At 57.5% G+C, this 13,786-nt stretch carries 25 protein-coding genes and 1 pseudogene; all 26 read right to left on the bottom strand.

Annotation, left to right across the window (positions count from 1 at the left end; genetic code table 11):
- Window positions 1–19 precede the first annotated feature (19 nt).
- Window positions 20–409: a 30S ribosomal protein S11 gene (gene rpsK / locus T18_RS00125; RefSeq protein WP_003495225.1), complete on the bottom strand. Its 390-nt coding sequence runs from the start codon at window positions 407–409 to the stop codon at window positions 20–22.
- A 138-nt stretch (window positions 410–547) separates the two neighbouring features.
- Window positions 548–916: a 30S ribosomal protein S13 gene (rpsM, locus tag T18_RS00120; protein ID WP_003516122.1), complete on the bottom strand. Its 369-nt coding sequence runs from the start codon at window positions 914–916 to the stop codon at window positions 548–550.
- Window positions 917–1,223: 307 nt separating this feature from the next.
- Complete coding sequence (locus tag T18_RS00115; RefSeq protein WP_003516123.1) at window positions 1,224–1,814, bottom strand: adenylate kinase; 591 nt, start codon at window positions 1,812–1,814, stop codon at window positions 1,224–1,226.
- Complete coding sequence (gene secY, locus T18_RS00110) at window positions 1,811–3,151, bottom strand: preprotein translocase subunit SecY (protein WP_003516124.1); 1,341 nt, start codon at window positions 3,149–3,151, stop codon at window positions 1,811–1,813. The genes T18_RS00115 and secY overlap by 4 nt, the downstream gene beginning before the upstream one ends.
- A 333-nt stretch (window positions 3,152–3,484) precedes the next feature.
- Complete coding sequence (gene rplO / locus T18_RS00105; protein ID WP_003516125.1) at window positions 3,485–3,964, bottom strand: 50S ribosomal protein L15; 480 nt, start codon at window positions 3,962–3,964, stop codon at window positions 3,485–3,487.
- Window positions 3,965–3,980: 16 nt separating this feature from the next.
- Complete coding sequence (rpmD, locus tag T18_RS00100) at window positions 3,981–4,187, bottom strand: 50S ribosomal protein L30 (RefSeq protein WP_003495212.1); 207 nt, start codon at window positions 4,185–4,187, stop codon at window positions 3,981–3,983.
- An 11-nt stretch (window positions 4,188–4,198) separates the two neighbouring features.
- Window positions 4,199–4,768: a 30S ribosomal protein S5 gene (rpsE, locus tag T18_RS00095; RefSeq protein ID WP_003516126.1), complete on the bottom strand. Its 570-nt coding sequence runs from the start codon at window positions 4,766–4,768 to the stop codon at window positions 4,199–4,201.
- Window positions 4,769–4,986: 218 nt separating this feature from the next.
- Window positions 4,987–5,349 carry a 50S ribosomal protein L18 gene (gene rplR, locus T18_RS00090; RefSeq protein ID WP_003516127.1) on the bottom strand — a complete coding sequence of 121 codons (363 nt, stop codon included), beginning with the start codon at window positions 5,347–5,349 and terminating at the stop codon, window positions 4,987–4,989.
- Between the two features lie 12 nt (window positions 5,350–5,361).
- Entirely contained in the window at window positions 5,362–5,895 is a 534-nt protein-coding gene (gene rplF, locus T18_RS00085; protein WP_003516129.1) for a 50S ribosomal protein L6, read from the bottom strand.
- A gap of 43 nt (window positions 5,896–5,938) precedes the next feature.
- Window positions 5,939–6,337, bottom strand: coding sequence for a 30S ribosomal protein S8 (gene rpsH / locus T18_RS00080; protein ID WP_003516131.1), 399 nt, complete (start codon window positions 6,335–6,337; stop codon window positions 5,939–5,941).
- A 12-nt stretch (window positions 6,338–6,349) separates the two neighbouring features.
- Window positions 6,350–6,655 (bottom strand): 30S ribosomal protein S14, encoded by a 306-nt coding sequence (gene rpsN, locus T18_RS00075; protein ID WP_003495202.1) that lies wholly within the window; start codon window positions 6,653–6,655, stop codon window positions 6,350–6,352.
- A 33-nt stretch (window positions 6,656–6,688) separates the two neighbouring features.
- Window positions 6,689–7,243 carry a 50S ribosomal protein L5 gene (rplE, locus tag T18_RS00070; protein WP_003495201.1) on the bottom strand — a complete coding sequence of 185 codons (555 nt, stop codon included), beginning with the start codon at window positions 7,241–7,243 and terminating at the stop codon, window positions 6,689–6,691.
- Entirely contained in the window at window positions 7,236–7,544 is a 309-nt protein-coding gene (gene rplX / locus T18_RS00065; RefSeq protein ID WP_003516133.1) for a 50S ribosomal protein L24, read from the bottom strand. The genes rplE and rplX overlap by 8 nt, the downstream gene beginning before the upstream one ends.
- 12 nt (window positions 7,545–7,556) lie before the next feature.
- Window positions 7,557–7,925 carry a 50S ribosomal protein L14 gene (rplN, locus tag T18_RS00060; RefSeq protein ID WP_003495199.1) on the bottom strand — a complete coding sequence of 123 codons (369 nt, stop codon included), beginning with the start codon at window positions 7,923–7,925 and terminating at the stop codon, window positions 7,557–7,559.
- Between the two features lie 234 nt (window positions 7,926–8,159).
- Window positions 8,160–8,396: a 30S ribosomal protein S17 gene (gene rpsQ / locus T18_RS00055; RefSeq protein WP_003495195.1), complete on the bottom strand. Its 237-nt coding sequence runs from the start codon at window positions 8,394–8,396 to the stop codon at window positions 8,160–8,162.
- Between the two features lie 11 nt (window positions 8,397–8,407).
- A complete protein-coding gene (gene rpmC / locus T18_RS00050) occupies window positions 8,408–8,608 on the bottom strand; it encodes a 50S ribosomal protein L29 (protein ID WP_003495193.1) in 201 nt (66 codons plus the stop codon).
- Window positions 8,609–8,620: 12 nt separating this feature from the next.
- Window positions 8,621–9,034, bottom strand: coding sequence for a 50S ribosomal protein L16 (gene rplP / locus T18_RS00045; protein WP_003516136.1), 414 nt, complete (start codon window positions 9,032–9,034; stop codon window positions 8,621–8,623).
- 38 nt (window positions 9,035–9,072) lie between these two features.
- Window positions 9,073–9,804 (bottom strand): 30S ribosomal protein S3, encoded by a 732-nt coding sequence (gene rpsC / locus T18_RS00040; protein ID WP_003516138.1) that lies wholly within the window; start codon window positions 9,802–9,804, stop codon window positions 9,073–9,075.
- Window positions 9,804–10,193 carry a 50S ribosomal protein L22 gene (gene rplV, locus T18_RS00035; protein WP_003495184.1) on the bottom strand — a complete coding sequence of 130 codons (390 nt, stop codon included), beginning with the start codon at window positions 10,191–10,193 and terminating at the stop codon, window positions 9,804–9,806. Before rplV ends, rpsC begins: the two co-directional genes overlap by 1 nt.
- A gap of 2 nt (window positions 10,194–10,195) precedes the next feature.
- The gene (rpsS, locus tag T18_RS00030) at window positions 10,196–10,474 is read right to left on the bottom strand and encodes a 30S ribosomal protein S19 (protein WP_003507772.1); all 279 of its coding nucleotides are present in this window, start codon (window positions 10,472–10,474) and stop codon (window positions 10,196–10,198) included.
- A 15-nt stretch (window positions 10,475–10,489) separates the two neighbouring features.
- Entirely contained in the window at window positions 10,490–11,326 is an 837-nt protein-coding gene (gene rplB / locus T18_RS00025; RefSeq protein ID WP_003516146.1) for a 50S ribosomal protein L2, read from the bottom strand.
- A gap of 43 nt (window positions 11,327–11,369) precedes the next feature.
- Window positions 11,370–11,663, bottom strand: coding sequence for a 50S ribosomal protein L23 (locus T18_RS00020; protein ID WP_003495178.1), 294 nt, complete (start codon window positions 11,661–11,663; stop codon window positions 11,370–11,372).
- Window positions 11,660–12,280 (bottom strand): 50S ribosomal protein L4, encoded by a 621-nt coding sequence (rplD, locus tag T18_RS00015; protein ID WP_003516147.1) that lies wholly within the window; start codon window positions 12,278–12,280, stop codon window positions 11,660–11,662. The genes T18_RS00020 and rplD overlap by 4 nt, the downstream gene beginning before the upstream one ends.
- Before the next feature lie 12 nt (window positions 12,281–12,292).
- Entirely contained in the window at window positions 12,293–12,934 is a 642-nt protein-coding gene (gene rplC, locus T18_RS00010; protein WP_003516149.1) for a 50S ribosomal protein L3, read from the bottom strand.
- Window positions 12,935–13,100: 166 nt separating this feature from the next.
- Window positions 13,101–13,409 carry a 30S ribosomal protein S10 gene (gene rpsJ, locus T18_RS00005; RefSeq protein WP_003507767.1) on the bottom strand — a complete coding sequence of 103 codons (309 nt, stop codon included), beginning with the start codon at window positions 13,407–13,409 and terminating at the stop codon, window positions 13,101–13,103.
- A gap of 313 nt (window positions 13,410–13,722) precedes the next feature.
- A pseudogene (locus tag T18_RS27230) lies at window positions 13,723–13,786 on the bottom strand (elongation factor Tu); the annotation flags it as partial.

The following is a 13,786-nucleotide window of genomic DNA, read 5'->3' as shown; positions in this document are numbered from 1 at the left end:
TTTCCGAACCACGGTCGCGTCAGACGCGGCGCTTCTTGCGCGGACGGCAACCGTTGTGCGGGATCGGCGTCACGTCGCGAATGGAAGTGATCATGAAACCGGCAGCCTGCAGGGCGCGAAGTGCCGATTCACGGCCGGAACCCGGACCACAAACTTCAACTTCAAGCGACTTCATGCCGTGTTCCTGAGCCTTCTTCGCGCAATCTTCAGCAGCGATCTGGGCAGCAAACGGGGTCGACTTGCGCGAACCCTTGAAGCCCTTGGCACCAGCGGACGACCAGGCAATAGCATTGCCCTGTGCGTCGGTGATGGTGATCATGGTGTTGTTGAAGGTCGAGTTGACATGCGCGACGCCCGACGTGATATTTTTACGTTCGCGACGGCGAACGCGTGCGGCTTCCTTGGCCATTTTATACCTTTCATTGATCTCTTCACCGCCGTAACACCAGCGGCTACACCGGCGATCGACCCGTTTCCGAGCTTCACGCCAAACTCAGAAAGGCTGGCGCAGACCGCACCAGCCTCTCCTTTCCGGAGAACCGGAAAATTACTTCTTCTTACCAGCGATAGCCTTCGCCGGACCCTTACGGGTGCGGGCGTTGGTGTGCGTGCGCTGACCGCGGACCGGAAGGCCACGACGGTGACGCAGGCCGCGGTAGCAGCCGAGGTCCATCAGACGCTTGATGTTCATCGAGGTCTCGCGACGAAGATCGCCTTCGACCTGATAGTCGCGGTCGATTGCTTCGCGGATCTGAAGAACTTCAGCATCCGTAAGCTGATGAACGCGCTTGTCAGCCGGAAGACCGACCTTGTCCATGATTTCCTGCGCGAATTTCGGACCAATCCCGTGAATATACGTCAGCGCAATAACAACGCGCTTTGCAGTCGGGATGTTGACGCCAGCGATACGTGCCACGTCTTTTCTCCTTGGTTCCAGTTGCCATCCGGCAAGTGGTGATTCCATTCGAGCGGCCGACACGACCGCCAGTTCAAAATTGATGTCCGTGACAAGTCAAAACGACCGAACCCGGATTTCCCTCCCTTAAGGGAAATCCGCGCCAGTCGCTTGGGATGTCGCGAGTTGGCGCGGTGTTTAACGGAATCAGCGCTAAAAAGCAACCGGCTCCGCCAAGATTCTTTTGCGATCCAAAGGATACGCCGTATCAGGAGCACAGGATTTGCCGGGAAAACCGCCTGCGGTTTTCACCATCCCGCTCCAACCATCAGGCCGAGGCCTTTTCCAGAACCCGTTCGATGGCCGCGGTGACGGCATCGACATCAGCCATGCCATCCAGTGTCACAAGTTCGCCCTGCTCGCTGTAATATTGCGACAGCGGCGCAGTCTTCTCGCGATACTCCGTCAACCGCTTGCGGAAGGCTTCCGGATTGTCGTCGGAACGAACCGTGCCACCGGCAGCGATGGTCTCTGCAACGCGATTTTCGATTCGGCGAATCAGCGCCTCCTCGTCCACCTTCAGTTCGATGACGGCATCGAGGGCGACGTTCTTCTTGTGCATGTTCTCGGCAAGCGCCTTCGCCTGCGGAACGGTGCGCGGATAGCCATCGAGAATAAAACCCTTGGCACAGTCCGGAGCTTCGATGCGTTCGGAAACGATCTGATTGACGATATCGTCGGAAACCAGCCCGCCGGCGTCCATGACGGCCTTGGCGCGCTTGCCTATTTCCGTGCCCGCGCTAACCGCAGCGCGAAGCATGTCACCGGTGGAAAGCTGCGGGATCCCGTACTTGTCAGTCAGGCGTTTGGCCTGGGTTCCCTTGCCCGCACCCGGCGGACCTAAAAATATCAGTCTCATCGTCCCCTCTTTCCTCCACGCAACTTCGACTTCTTGATCAGTCCTTCATACTGCTGCGCGATCAGGTGTCCCTGAATTTGCGCAACCGTGTCCAGAGTTACACTGACAACGATCAAAAGCGAAGTACCACCAAGGGCTAATGGAATGCCCGTACGTGCGATAAGTGTCTCAGGAAGGATACACACGAAGACAAGATAAACAGCGCCGACAACCGTAATACGGGTCAGAACGTAATCGATGTACTCCGCGGTGCGCTCGCCCGGACGAATGCCCGGAATGAAGCCGCCGTGCTTCTTGAGGTTATCGGCCGTGTCCTTCGGATTGAAGACGATAGCCGTGTAGAAAAATGCAAAGAACGCGATGAGCAGGCCGTAGAGCGCCATGAACAGCGGCTGTCCATGCTGCAACGACGCGATGATCGAGGTTGCCCAGCCCGGCAGGTTGGTGTTTCCGGCAAAACCGGCAGCCGTCGCAGGCAGAAGCAGCAGCGAGGATGCGAAGATCGCGGGAATAACGCCAGCCGTGTTGAGCTTCAGCGGCAGATGCGAGGTATCGCCCTGGAACATCCGGTTGCCGACCTGGCGTTTCGGATATTGTATCAGCAGACGGCGCTGGGCGCGCTCCACGAAAACGATCAGCGCGATGACGCCGATTGCCACGATAACGACCATGAGGATGAGCGTCGTCGACAGCGCACCGGTGCGGCCGAGTTCCAGCGTGCCGGCAAGCGCCTTGGGTAGACCTGCGGCAATACCGGCAAAGATGATGAGCGAAATACCGTTGCCGATGCCGCGCGAGGTAATCTGTTCGCCAAGCCACATCAGGAACATCGTGCCGCCGAGCAGCGTGATGACGGTGGAAATACGGAAGAACAGGCCAGGATCGACCACGAGGCCGTTGCCGCTCTCAAGGCCGACAGCGATGCCGTAGGCCTGCAGGGTGCCGAGCAGTACCGTGCCGTAGCGCGTGTACTGGTTGATGATCTTGCGTCCGGCTTCGCCTTCCTTCTTCAACGCTTCGAGCGAAGGCACGACCGAGGTCATGAGCTGCACGATGATCGAAGCGGAGATGTAAGGCATGATGCCGAGGGCGAAGATCGCCATACGCTCGACTGCGCCACCCGCAAACATGTTGAAAAGACCGAGAATACCGTTGGCCTGGCCACGGAAGGCCTGCGCATAGGCTTCGGGGTTCAGACCCGGAAGCGGAATGTGGGTACCAAGACGGTAGACGAGAAGTGCGGCAAGAGTAAACCAGAGACGCTTTTTCAGATCCTCCGCTTTAGCGAAGGTCGAAAAATTCAGGTTCGAAGCCAGTTGTTCCGCTGCTGAAGCCATAAATTTCTCCGAATGACCCTTGCCGGCCAGCGAAACCGGCCAATGCGGAAAGGTCTAAAAATACCGGTTCAAAAACGGGCTTCGGACGAACACGGCGTTGCGCCGCCATCATGCCTCACCCTGTTTTTTTATGTCCTATCCCCTCCCTCAAGGAAGTTCAAGAACTGTGAGGCTCTCCCTGCGGCACTTTATGCCGCATGTGGCGCGCATAACAGCTGCACCGCGAAGAGTTTGCCGTGATGCCACAATAAATCGATTTAAATCGAGAGCACCATAAGCCAGGGAGCGCAAACGCCCGGAGCGACTATGCCCCGGGCGTCTGAAGTCTATATATTACTCGGAGGCTTCAGCTGCAACTGCGAGAAGCTTGATAGAGCTGCCAGCCTTCTCAATCTTTTCGAGTGCAGGCTTGGAAGCGCCGGCAACTTCAAAAGCAACCTTGCTCGTCAGTTCGCCGTCAGCGAGAATGCGAACGCCGTCCTTGGTGCGACGGATAACGCCAGCAGCCTTGAGAGCAGCAGCATCGATCGTTGCGGAAGCGTCGAGCTTCTTGGCGTCGATGGCGGTCTGAATGCGGCCGAGCGATACAACAGCAAATTCGGAAGCGAAAATGTTGTTGAAACCGCGCTTCGGAAGACGACGGTAGATTGGCATCTGACCGCCTTCAAAACCGTTGATGGCGACGCCCGAACGAGCCTTCTGACCCTTCACACCGCGACCACCGGTCTTGCCCTTGCCGGAACCGATACCGCGACCTACGCGGATACGGTCCTTGGTGGAGCCTTCGTTGTCTCTGATTTCATTGAGTTTCATGATAGGTTACTCCGTCTCACTTCTCGTCAACGACGCGAACGAGATGCTGGACCGCACGGATCATGCCGCGAACCGCAGGAGTATCTTCCAGGGTGCGCTGACGGTGCATCTTGTTGAGACCCAGACCGACCAGCGTCTGACGCTGGATTGCCGGGCGGCGGATAGGGCTGCCGATCTGTTCGACCGTAACAGTCTTTTTGGCTTCAGTAGTCTTCTTGGCCATGATCCAGCTCCTTATTCTTCAGAAGCGTTGCCGGAAGCGGCACGACGAGACTGAAGGGTCGCATACTTAAGACCACGCTGTGCAGCGATGTCCTTAGGATGAACCTGATGCTTCAGAGCGTCGAACGTTGCGCGAACCATGTTGTACGGGTTCGAAGAACCGGTCGACTTGGCAACAACGTCATGAACGCCCAGCGTTTCGAAAACAGCGCGCATCGGACCACCGGCGATGATACCGGTACCGGCCTTGGCCGAACGCAGCAGAACCTTGCCTGCGCCGTGACGGCCATTGACGTCGTGATGCAGCGTGCGGCCATCGCGCAGCGGAACGAAGATCAGATCGCGCTTTGCGCTCTCGGTTGCCTTACGGATGGCTTCCGGAACTTCGCGAGCCTTGCCGTGACCGAAGCCAACGCGGCCCTTCTGGTCGCCGACAACGACGAGAGCGGCGAAGCCAAAGCGACGGCCACCCTTAACAACCTTTGCAACGCGGTTGATCGCGACCAGCTTGTCGACGAATTCGCTATCGCGTTCTTCACGGTTCTGGCGGTCGTCGCGAGAACCTCTTTTTTCCTGTGCCATTGTCCTTGTCCTTTTTCTTTTACGGGTGGAACGGCAAACGAAAAGACCACCGGCCTCGATGAAGAGACCCGCATGGTCCGGTGAAATTCCGCCCGGATCGTTGTCAGGGCGGAAACTGCAGCGCCGCGTGTCGAAACCGACACGCAAAGGACGCTGCAGGATCTTGAGTGGTGCGTGATCCTTTCTTTCGATTGCGAACAATCGAAAGGGTCAAGCACTCAGAAGTTCAGACCGCCTTCGCGGGCAGCTTCTGCCACAGCCTTGATACGGCCGTGATAGATGAATGCGCCACGGTCGAATACGACATCCTTGACGCCAGCCTTGACGCCACGCTCTGCAACCAGCTTGCCTACGACAGCTGCTGCTGCAACGTCGGCGCCGGTCTTGAGCGAGCCGCGCAGATCGGCTTCGAGCGTGGAGGCAGACGCAAGCGTCTTGCCAGCAACGTCATCGATGATCTGAGCGTAGATGTTCTTCGACGAGCGATGAACCGACAGGCGCGGGCGGCCATTGGCAACCGCCTTGATCTGGCGGCGCACACGGCTCGCGCGACGTGCAAGTGCTTCTTTCCTGCTAGCCATTTCGCGTGATCCTTACTTCTTCTTGCCTTCTTTGCGGACGATACGCTCTTCAGCGTACTTCACGCCCTTGCCCTTGTAGGGCTCGGGACCACGGTATTCGCGGATTTCCGCGGCAACCTGGCCAACCTGCTGCTTGTTGATGCCGGAAACGATGATTTCCGTCGGCTTCGGAACGGCAATGGTGATGCCGACCGGAGGCTCGTAAACAACATCGTGGCTGAAACCGAGAGCCAGCTGCAGGTTCTTGCCCTGCAGGGCGGCACGGTAACCGACGCCGTTGATTTCGAGCTTGCGTTCGTAGCCGTCCTTAACACCCTTGAAGATGTTCTCGATCATCGTGCGGGACATGCCCCACTTGGAACGAGCTTCCTTGGTGTTGTTGGCCGGCGTTACGGAAACGCCATTATCTTCGAGTTTCAGCTGGATGTCGTCATTAGCGACGAAAAACAGTTCACCCTTCGGGCCCTTAGCAGTGACCTTCTGGCCGTCGACATTGGCCGTAACACCTGCTGGAACCTGAACGGGCTTTTTACCGATACGAGACATTGTTCAATCCTGTCTGTTCGTTATGGAGATCCGTGCTCGGGTCTTAGAAGACCGAGCAAAGAACCTCGCCACCAACGTTCTGTTCGCGAGCTTGGTGATCGGCCATCACGCCCTTCGGGGTCGAAAGGATGGTGATGCCGAGGCCGTTCGCGACCTGCGGAATGGACTTAACCGAGACATAAACTCGGCGGCCCGGCTTGGAAACGCGGCCGATCTCACGGATCACGGACGCGCCTTCGTAGTACTTCAGTTCGATCGTGAATTCGGCCTTGCCGTTTTCGAAATCGACCTTGGAATAACCGCGAATGTAGCCTTCAGCCTGCAGCACGTCGAGAACGCGTGCGCGGAGGCTGGAAGCAGGCGTGCTTACCGAAGACTTACGGCGAGCAGCACCATTGCGGATGCGGGTGAGCATATCACCCAAAGGATCAGTCATGGTCATGTGCCCGTCTCCTTACCAGCTCGACTTGACAATGCCCGGCACCTTGCCGGAATTGCCCAGCTCACGAAGCGCGATACGCGACATCTTGAGTTTGCGATAGAACGCGCGCGGACGGCCCGTTACTTCGCAGCGGTTGCGGATACGCGTCTTCGAGCCGTCACGCGGCAGCGAAGCGAGCTTCAGAGTGGCCTTGAACCGGTCTTCGATCGGAAGGGACTGGTTCATCACGATCGCCTTCAGTGCAGCCCGCTTGGTGGCCTGCTGGGCGACCGACTTGCGGCGGCGCTTGTTCTTTTCAACTGCGCTTGTTTTCGCCATATCGGAGTTCCTTTTCTACGCTCGTCGTTACGGTTAGTGACGGAACGGGAAGTTGAACTCTGTAAGCAGAGCCCGCGCTTCGTCGTCCGACGTCGCCGTCGTGCAAACGATGATGTCCATGCCCCACATCTGATCAACCTTATCGTAGTTGATCTCAGGGAACACAATGTGTTCCTTGATGCCCATGGCGAAGTTGCCACGGCCGTCAAAGCTCTTCGGGTTCAGACCCCGGAAGTCGCGAACGCGCGGCAGCGCGATGTTGACCAGGCGATCAAGGAATTCATACATGCGGGCGCCACGAAGGGTAACCTTCGCACCGATCGGCATGCCTTCGCGAACCTTGAAACCAGCGATCGAGTTGCGAGCGCGGGTAACAACCGGCTTCTGGCCGGCAATCGCAGCCAGGTCACCGGCAGCAATGGTTGGCTTCTTGGAGTCGGCAGTTGCCTCGCCAACACCCATGTTGATCACGATCTTTTCAAGCTTCGGGATCATCATCACGTTGGCGTAGGAGAACTTCTCCTGCATGGCGCCACGGATACGGGAAACGTACTCCGTCTTGAGACGCGGCTCGTACTTATCAGCCATCGATCACTTCTCCCGAACGCTTGGCCACGCGGACCTTCTTGCCGTCTACAACAGTAAAGCCAACGCGGGTCGGCTTGCCATCCTTATCGACGATGGCAATGTTGGAGATGTGCAAGGACGCTTCCTTGTTGATGATGCCAGCTTCCTGAGCCTGGGTCTGGCGCTGGTGACGCTTCACCATGTTAACGCCACGCACAACGGCCCGATCTTCCTTCGGCAAAACCTGGATTACTTCGCCGGTACGGCCCTTGTCCTTACCGGTCAATACGACAACGTTGTCGCCTTTACGAATTTTCTGCATCGCATACGCTCCTTACAGTACTTCCGGAGCCAGCGAGATGATCTTCATGTGGTTCTTGGCGCGAAGTTCGCGCGGAACCGGTCCGAAGATACGGGTGCCGATGGGCTCTTTCTTGTTGTCGATAAGAACGGCTGCGTTATTATCGAAACGGATGACGCTGCCGTCAGCGCGACGGATGTCCTTGGCGGTGCGAACGACAACCGCCTTCATCACATCGCCCTTCTTGACGCGGCCGCGCGGAATAGCTTCCTTGATGGAAACGACAATAATGTCGCCAACAGAAGCATATTTGCGCTTCGAGCCGCCCAGCACCTTGATGCACATGACACGACGTGCGCCGGAATTATCCGCCACGTCGAGGTTTGTTTGCATCTGAATCATGTCAGGTCGCCTTCTTGTTGTTACCGGAACGGTTGGGCAAACTCTCCCGAGTGAGCCCCCTGCCCCAGCTTATGAATGTCTCTTTTTTTGCGCGGAAATGTCGTGACAGGGTGGTTTCCCGAAGGACCTTCCGTGCGCATCAAAGCAAAAGACGCTCGATTCACGAGCGTCCTTGCGGTGCTTCATACAGTATTTCGCGCCAAGTACAAGAGACCTGGCGCGATTCTGATGAAATTAAGCCTGGGCGGAAACGACCGTCCAGCGCTTGTCCTTGGAGATCGGTGCGCATTCCTCGATGGAAACGACATCGCCGACCTTATACTGATTGTTTTCGTCGTGTGCCTTGTACTTCTTCGAACGGCGAACGGTCTTCTGGAGCAGCGGGTGAGCGAATCGGCGCTCAACCCGGACTACAACAGTCTTCTCGTTCTTGTCGGACACTACGACGCCCTGCAGAATGCGTTTCGGCATATTATTTTTCCTTAGGCCTTGGCTTCTGCCGCCTTCTGGCGGGCAATGGTTTTAACGCGGGCGATGTCCTTGCGGACTTCGTTGATGCGCGAGGACTTCTCCAGCTGGCCAGTCGCCTTCTGGAAGCGCAGGTTGAACTGCTCCTTCTTCAGATCGGCGAGCTTGTCCTTGAGCTGGTCGGCGCTGAGGCCGCGAACTTCATCGGCTTTCATGTGCCTTGCTCCTTACTCTGCGATGCGCTGTACGAAGCGCGTCTTGACCGAGAGCTTGGCAGCGCCGAGACGAAGCGCCTCGCGGGCGATCTCCTCGGACACACCGTCGATCTCGAACATCATACGACCGGGCTTGACCTTGCATGCCCAGTATTCGACCGAACCCTTGCCCTTACCCATACGAACTTCGGTCGGCTTTGCCGTTACCGGAACGTCTGGGAATACGCGGATCCACACACGACCTGCGCGCTTCATGTAACGCGTGATCGCGCGGCGGGCCGCTTCGATCTCGCGTGCGTTCACGCGGTTCGGTTCCTGCGACTTCAAGCCGAATTCACCGAATGCCAGGTCAAAGCCGCCCTTGGCGACGCCCTTGATGCGTCCCTTGAACTGCTTGCGGTACTTAGTACGCTTTGGCTGCAACATTTTCTTACTTCTCCGAGCTTATCTTTCGCCAGCGTCAATCAAGCGTTTTCGCGACGACGATCGGGACGATCGCCACGCTCACGGCTTGCAGGGCCCTGAGCATCGCCTTCGAGACCACGACGCTCAGAAGCCATCGGATCGTGCTCAAGGATTTCGCCCTTGAAGATCCAGACCTTGATGCCGCAGATGCCGAACGCGGTTTCCGCTTCAGCTGTGCCGTAGTCGATGTCCGCACGCAGCGTGTGCAGCGGAACGCGTCCTTCGCGGTACCATTCGGTACGAGCGATTTCGGCGCCACCGAGACGGCCACCGCAGGTGATCTTGATGCCTTCGGCGCCAAGACGCATTGCGGACTGAACCGAACGCTTCATCGCACGGCGGAAAGCCACGCGGCGCTCGAGCTGCTGGGCGATCGACTGAGCGACGAGAGTCGCGTCGATTTCCGGCTTGCGCACTTCAACGATGTTGAGGTGCGTTTCGGAGTTGGTCATCTCGGAAAGCTTCTTACGAAGCTTCTCGATGTCCGCGCCCTTCTTGCCGATGATGAGACCCGGACGAGCCGAATGGATCGTAACGCGGCACTTCTTGTGCGGACGCTCGATGACCACCTTGGCGATACCGGCCTGCTTGAGTTCCTTGATCAGGTAAGCCCGGATCTTCAGGTCTTCATGCAGCAGCTTGCCGTATTCAGCGGTGTCAGCGTACCAGCGGCTATCCCAGGTACGGTTGATGCCGAGGCGGAAGCCGATCGGATTGATTTTCTGACCCATTATGCGGCCTCCCCTTTTTCCTCAACTTCACGAACAACGATCGTGAGGTGAGAGAACGGCTTTTCAATGCGGGATGCACGACCACGGCCACGAGCGTGGAAACGCTTCATGGTGATGGACTTGCCAACATAGGCCTCGGCGACGACGAGAGCGTCGACGTCGAGGTCATGGTTGTTTTCCGCATTGGCAATCGCAGATTCGAGCGTCTTCTTGACGGTCCCTGCGATGCGCTTGCGGGAGAATTCGAGCTCGGCGAGAGCGCGATCAACCTTCTTGCCACGGATAAGAGCGGCAACCAGGTTCAGTTTCTGGGGGCTGACGCGGAGCGTACGGGCAATGGCCTGAGCCTCATTGTCCTTCAGCCGGCGTTCGGTCTTAGCCTTCGCCATGATTACTTCCTCTTTGCCTTCTTGTCCGCGCCGTGACCGTAATAGGTACGGGTCGGAGAGAATTCACCGAACTTGTGTCCGACCATGTCTTCATTGACAGAGACGGGCACATGCTTGCTGCCGTTGTAGACGCCAAACGTCAATCCGACGAACTGCGGCAGGATCGTGGAGCGACGGCTCCAGATCTTGATTACTTCATTGCGTCCGCTTTCGCGCACCTTCTCAGCCTTAGTGAGAAGATAGCCGTCAACAAACGGACCTTTCCAAACTGAACGAGCCACTTGAGACTTCTCCTCTTACTTCTTGCGCTGATGGCGCGAACGCATGATGAACTTGTCGGTCGACTTGTTCGAACGGGTGCGCTTGCCCTTCGTGGGTTTACCCCACGGAGTAACCGGGTGACGACCACCCGACGTGCGACCTTCACCACCACCGTGCGGGTGGTCGACCGGGTTCATGACGACGCCGCGAACGTGCGGACGCTTGCCACGCCAACGCGAACGACCAGCCTTGCCGTCGTTGGTGTTGCCGTGATCGGAGTTCGAAACTGCGCCGATCGATGCGAGGCAGGAGCCGTGCACCAGACGCTGTTCGCCCGAGTTGAGACGCAGGATAGCCATACCGGCATCGCGGCCGACGAGCTGGACGTACGTACCGGCGGAGCGGGCAATCTGACCGCCTTTACCTGGCTTCATCTCGACGTTGTGGATGATCGAACCGACCGGAATGTACTGAAGCGGCATGGTGTTGCCGGGCTTCACGTCCACTGCCTTGTCGGAGGCGATCACCTTGTCACCGGCAGCGAGACGCTGTGGCGCGAGAATGTAAGCCTGTTCGCCGTCGGTATACGTAACCAGCGCGATGAACGCGGTGCGGTTGGGGTCGTATTCCAAACGTTCAACGGTGCCTTCAACGTCGAACTTGCGACGCTTGAAGTCCACCAGACGGTAGGTCCGCTTGTGACCACCACCCTGGAACCGGACGGTGATCCGGCCCTGGTTGTTGCGGCCACCCTTGGAGCTGAGGCCCTGGGTGAGAGCCTTTACCGGCTTGCCCTTGTAGAGCGAAGCGCGGTCCACGATAACCAGCTGACGCTGGCTTGGCGTGGTCGGATTGAAACTTTTCAATGCCATATTCTTGTTCCCTTTTGGGTCTTTGCCCGCTTGGGCCTAACCTTTAGAGTCCGGTGGACACGTCGATGGATTGACCTTCGGCGAGCGTAACGACGGCTTTCTTGACGTCTTTCAGCTTACCGGCGAACCCACGGAAACGACGGGTCTTACCCTTGCGGATAAGCGTGTTCACAGCCGTGACTTTGACGCCGAAGAGAGCTTCCACGGCAGCCTTGATTTCAGGCTTGGAAGCGCTTTTGGCGACGTTGAATACGACCTGGTTCTGTTCGGATACCAGCGTCGACTTTTCCGTGATCGAAGGAGATACGATCACATCGTAGTGGCGAAGATCCGTCATTTGAACCGCTCCTCCAGAGCCTCTACAGCAGCCTTGGAAAGCACGAGCTTACCACGACGCAGGATGTCGTAAACATTGATGCCCTGAACCGGCAGAACGTCCACATTCGGGATGTTCTGAGCTGCGAGCTTGAAGTTGCCATCAAGTTCTGCGCCACCGATAACGAGAGCGTTGGTCAGGCCAAGCGAAGCGAAGCTGCCCAGCAGAGCCTTGGTCTTTGCTTCGGACGCGACGAGCTGATCGACGATGATCAGATCTTCAGCCTTCAGCTTTGCAGACAGGGCGTGACGCAGAGCAAGCGCGCGAACCTTCTTGGGAAGGTCGTGTGCGTGGCTGCGAACGACCGGGCCGTGGGCCTTGCCGCCGCCGCGGAACTGCGGTGCGCGAGCCGAATGGTGACGAGCGCGGCCCGTACCCTTCTGCTTGTACATCTTCGCACCAGTACGGGAAACTTCCGCACGGGTCTTGGTCTTGTGCGTTCCCTGCTGCTTCTTTGCAAGCTGCCAGCGAACCATACGGGCCAGGATATCCTGACGGGGATCGAGGCCGAAAATCTCGTCCGACAGAGAAACCTTGCCGGCGTCTTTTCCCTCGAGGGTCTTGACGTTCAATTCCATGATAAGGCTCCCTTACTTCGCGGCCGACTTGACGGCGTCGCGGACGATGATCCAGGCGCCCTTGGAACCGGGAACTGCACCCTTAACGAGGATCAGGCCACGGTCTTCATCGGTCGAAACGACTTCGAGGTTCTGGGTCGTAACGCGCGTCTGGCCCATATGACCAGCCATGCGCTTGCCCTTCCACACGCGGCCCGGATCCTGGTTGTTACCAGTCGAACCGTGCGCACGGTGCGATACGGAGTTACCGTGCGAAGCGCGACCACCACCGAAGTTGTGACGCTTCATAGCACCGGCAAAACCCTTACCGATCGTGGTTCCCGTTACGTCGACCAGCTGGCCGGCCTGAAAATGAGTTGCGGTCAGTGTTGCACCGATATCGATCAAGTTCTCGGGGGAAACCCGGAACTCGACGAGCTTTGCTTTCGGTTCGACATTGGCAGCGGCAAAATGACCGCGAAGCGCCTTCGTCGTGTTTTTGACCTTGGACTGGCCGGCACCGAGCTGAACTGCGGTGTAGCCATTCTTGTCTTCCGTGCGCTGGGAAACGACTTGTACGTTATCCATCCGCAATACTGTTACTGGAATATGTTCACCAGCGTCGTTGTAGACGCGGGTCATACCCACTTTCTGTGCAATCACACCTGAACGCATTGGTTCATCCTCTTGCGAGCCTTGAAGGGAAAACCCTTTTTGGCCTTTGTTAAGGAGTGCCCTTCGACATCTCACGATGTTTCCGGTCTCCGGATTGGAAGCCGTTGGATTTCTCCACGTACCTTCCTTGTTATATGGCCCTCACTTGGATGAGGTCAGGCCAGTCTTAGAGCTTGATTTCCACGTCAACGCCGGCAGCCAGGTCGAGCTTCATAAGAGCATCGACGGTCTGCGGGGTGGGGTCAACGATATCGAGAAGACGCTTGTGCGTCCGCATTTCGAACTGTTCACGGCTCTTCTTATCAACGTGAGGAGAGCGGTTGACGGTAAACTTTTCGATGCGGGTGGGGAGCGGAACCGGGCCGCGAACGCTGGCGCCGGTGCGCTTTGCGGTCGACACGATTTCACGGGTAGAGGCATCGAGGATCCGGTGATCGAACGCCTTGAGGCGGATACGGATATTCTGGCCGTTCATTCGTCTTGTCCTTGTTCTTTGTTATTCGTTTCCGCACGCGGAAACACATGAACTTCTATTGATCGTGGCGCCGCAGATTTTCAAAAATCGAGAGGGATGCGCGTCGCACCCCAATCATTTCAGTAGTCTGTATTGCTAAAACACCGCGCTCCGCAATTGCTTGCGAATCCAGCGGGTGAGTGTGAATGCGCGTTTACGCGCTTTCACCGAATTTTTCAAGCACTAAAAATGCAACGCCGCCAGGCTTTTTTACTAAAAGCCCGGCGGCGGTGTGGGTAACACCGCCGCCGGTCTGAATTTCAACGTCGTGAAATTACTCGACGATAGAAGCGACGATGCCGGCGCCGACGGTACGGCCGCCTTCGCGGATAGCGAAG

Origin of the sequence: Rhizobium sp. TBD182 (assembly GCF_001950375.1) — a bacterium.
Lineage (GTDB): Bacteria > Pseudomonadota > Alphaproteobacteria > Rhizobiales > Rhizobiaceae > Agrobacterium > Agrobacterium tumefaciens.
The sequence above is the reverse complement of the archived record's forward strand: the minus strand, read 5'-3'. Positions and strand labels throughout refer to the sequence as shown.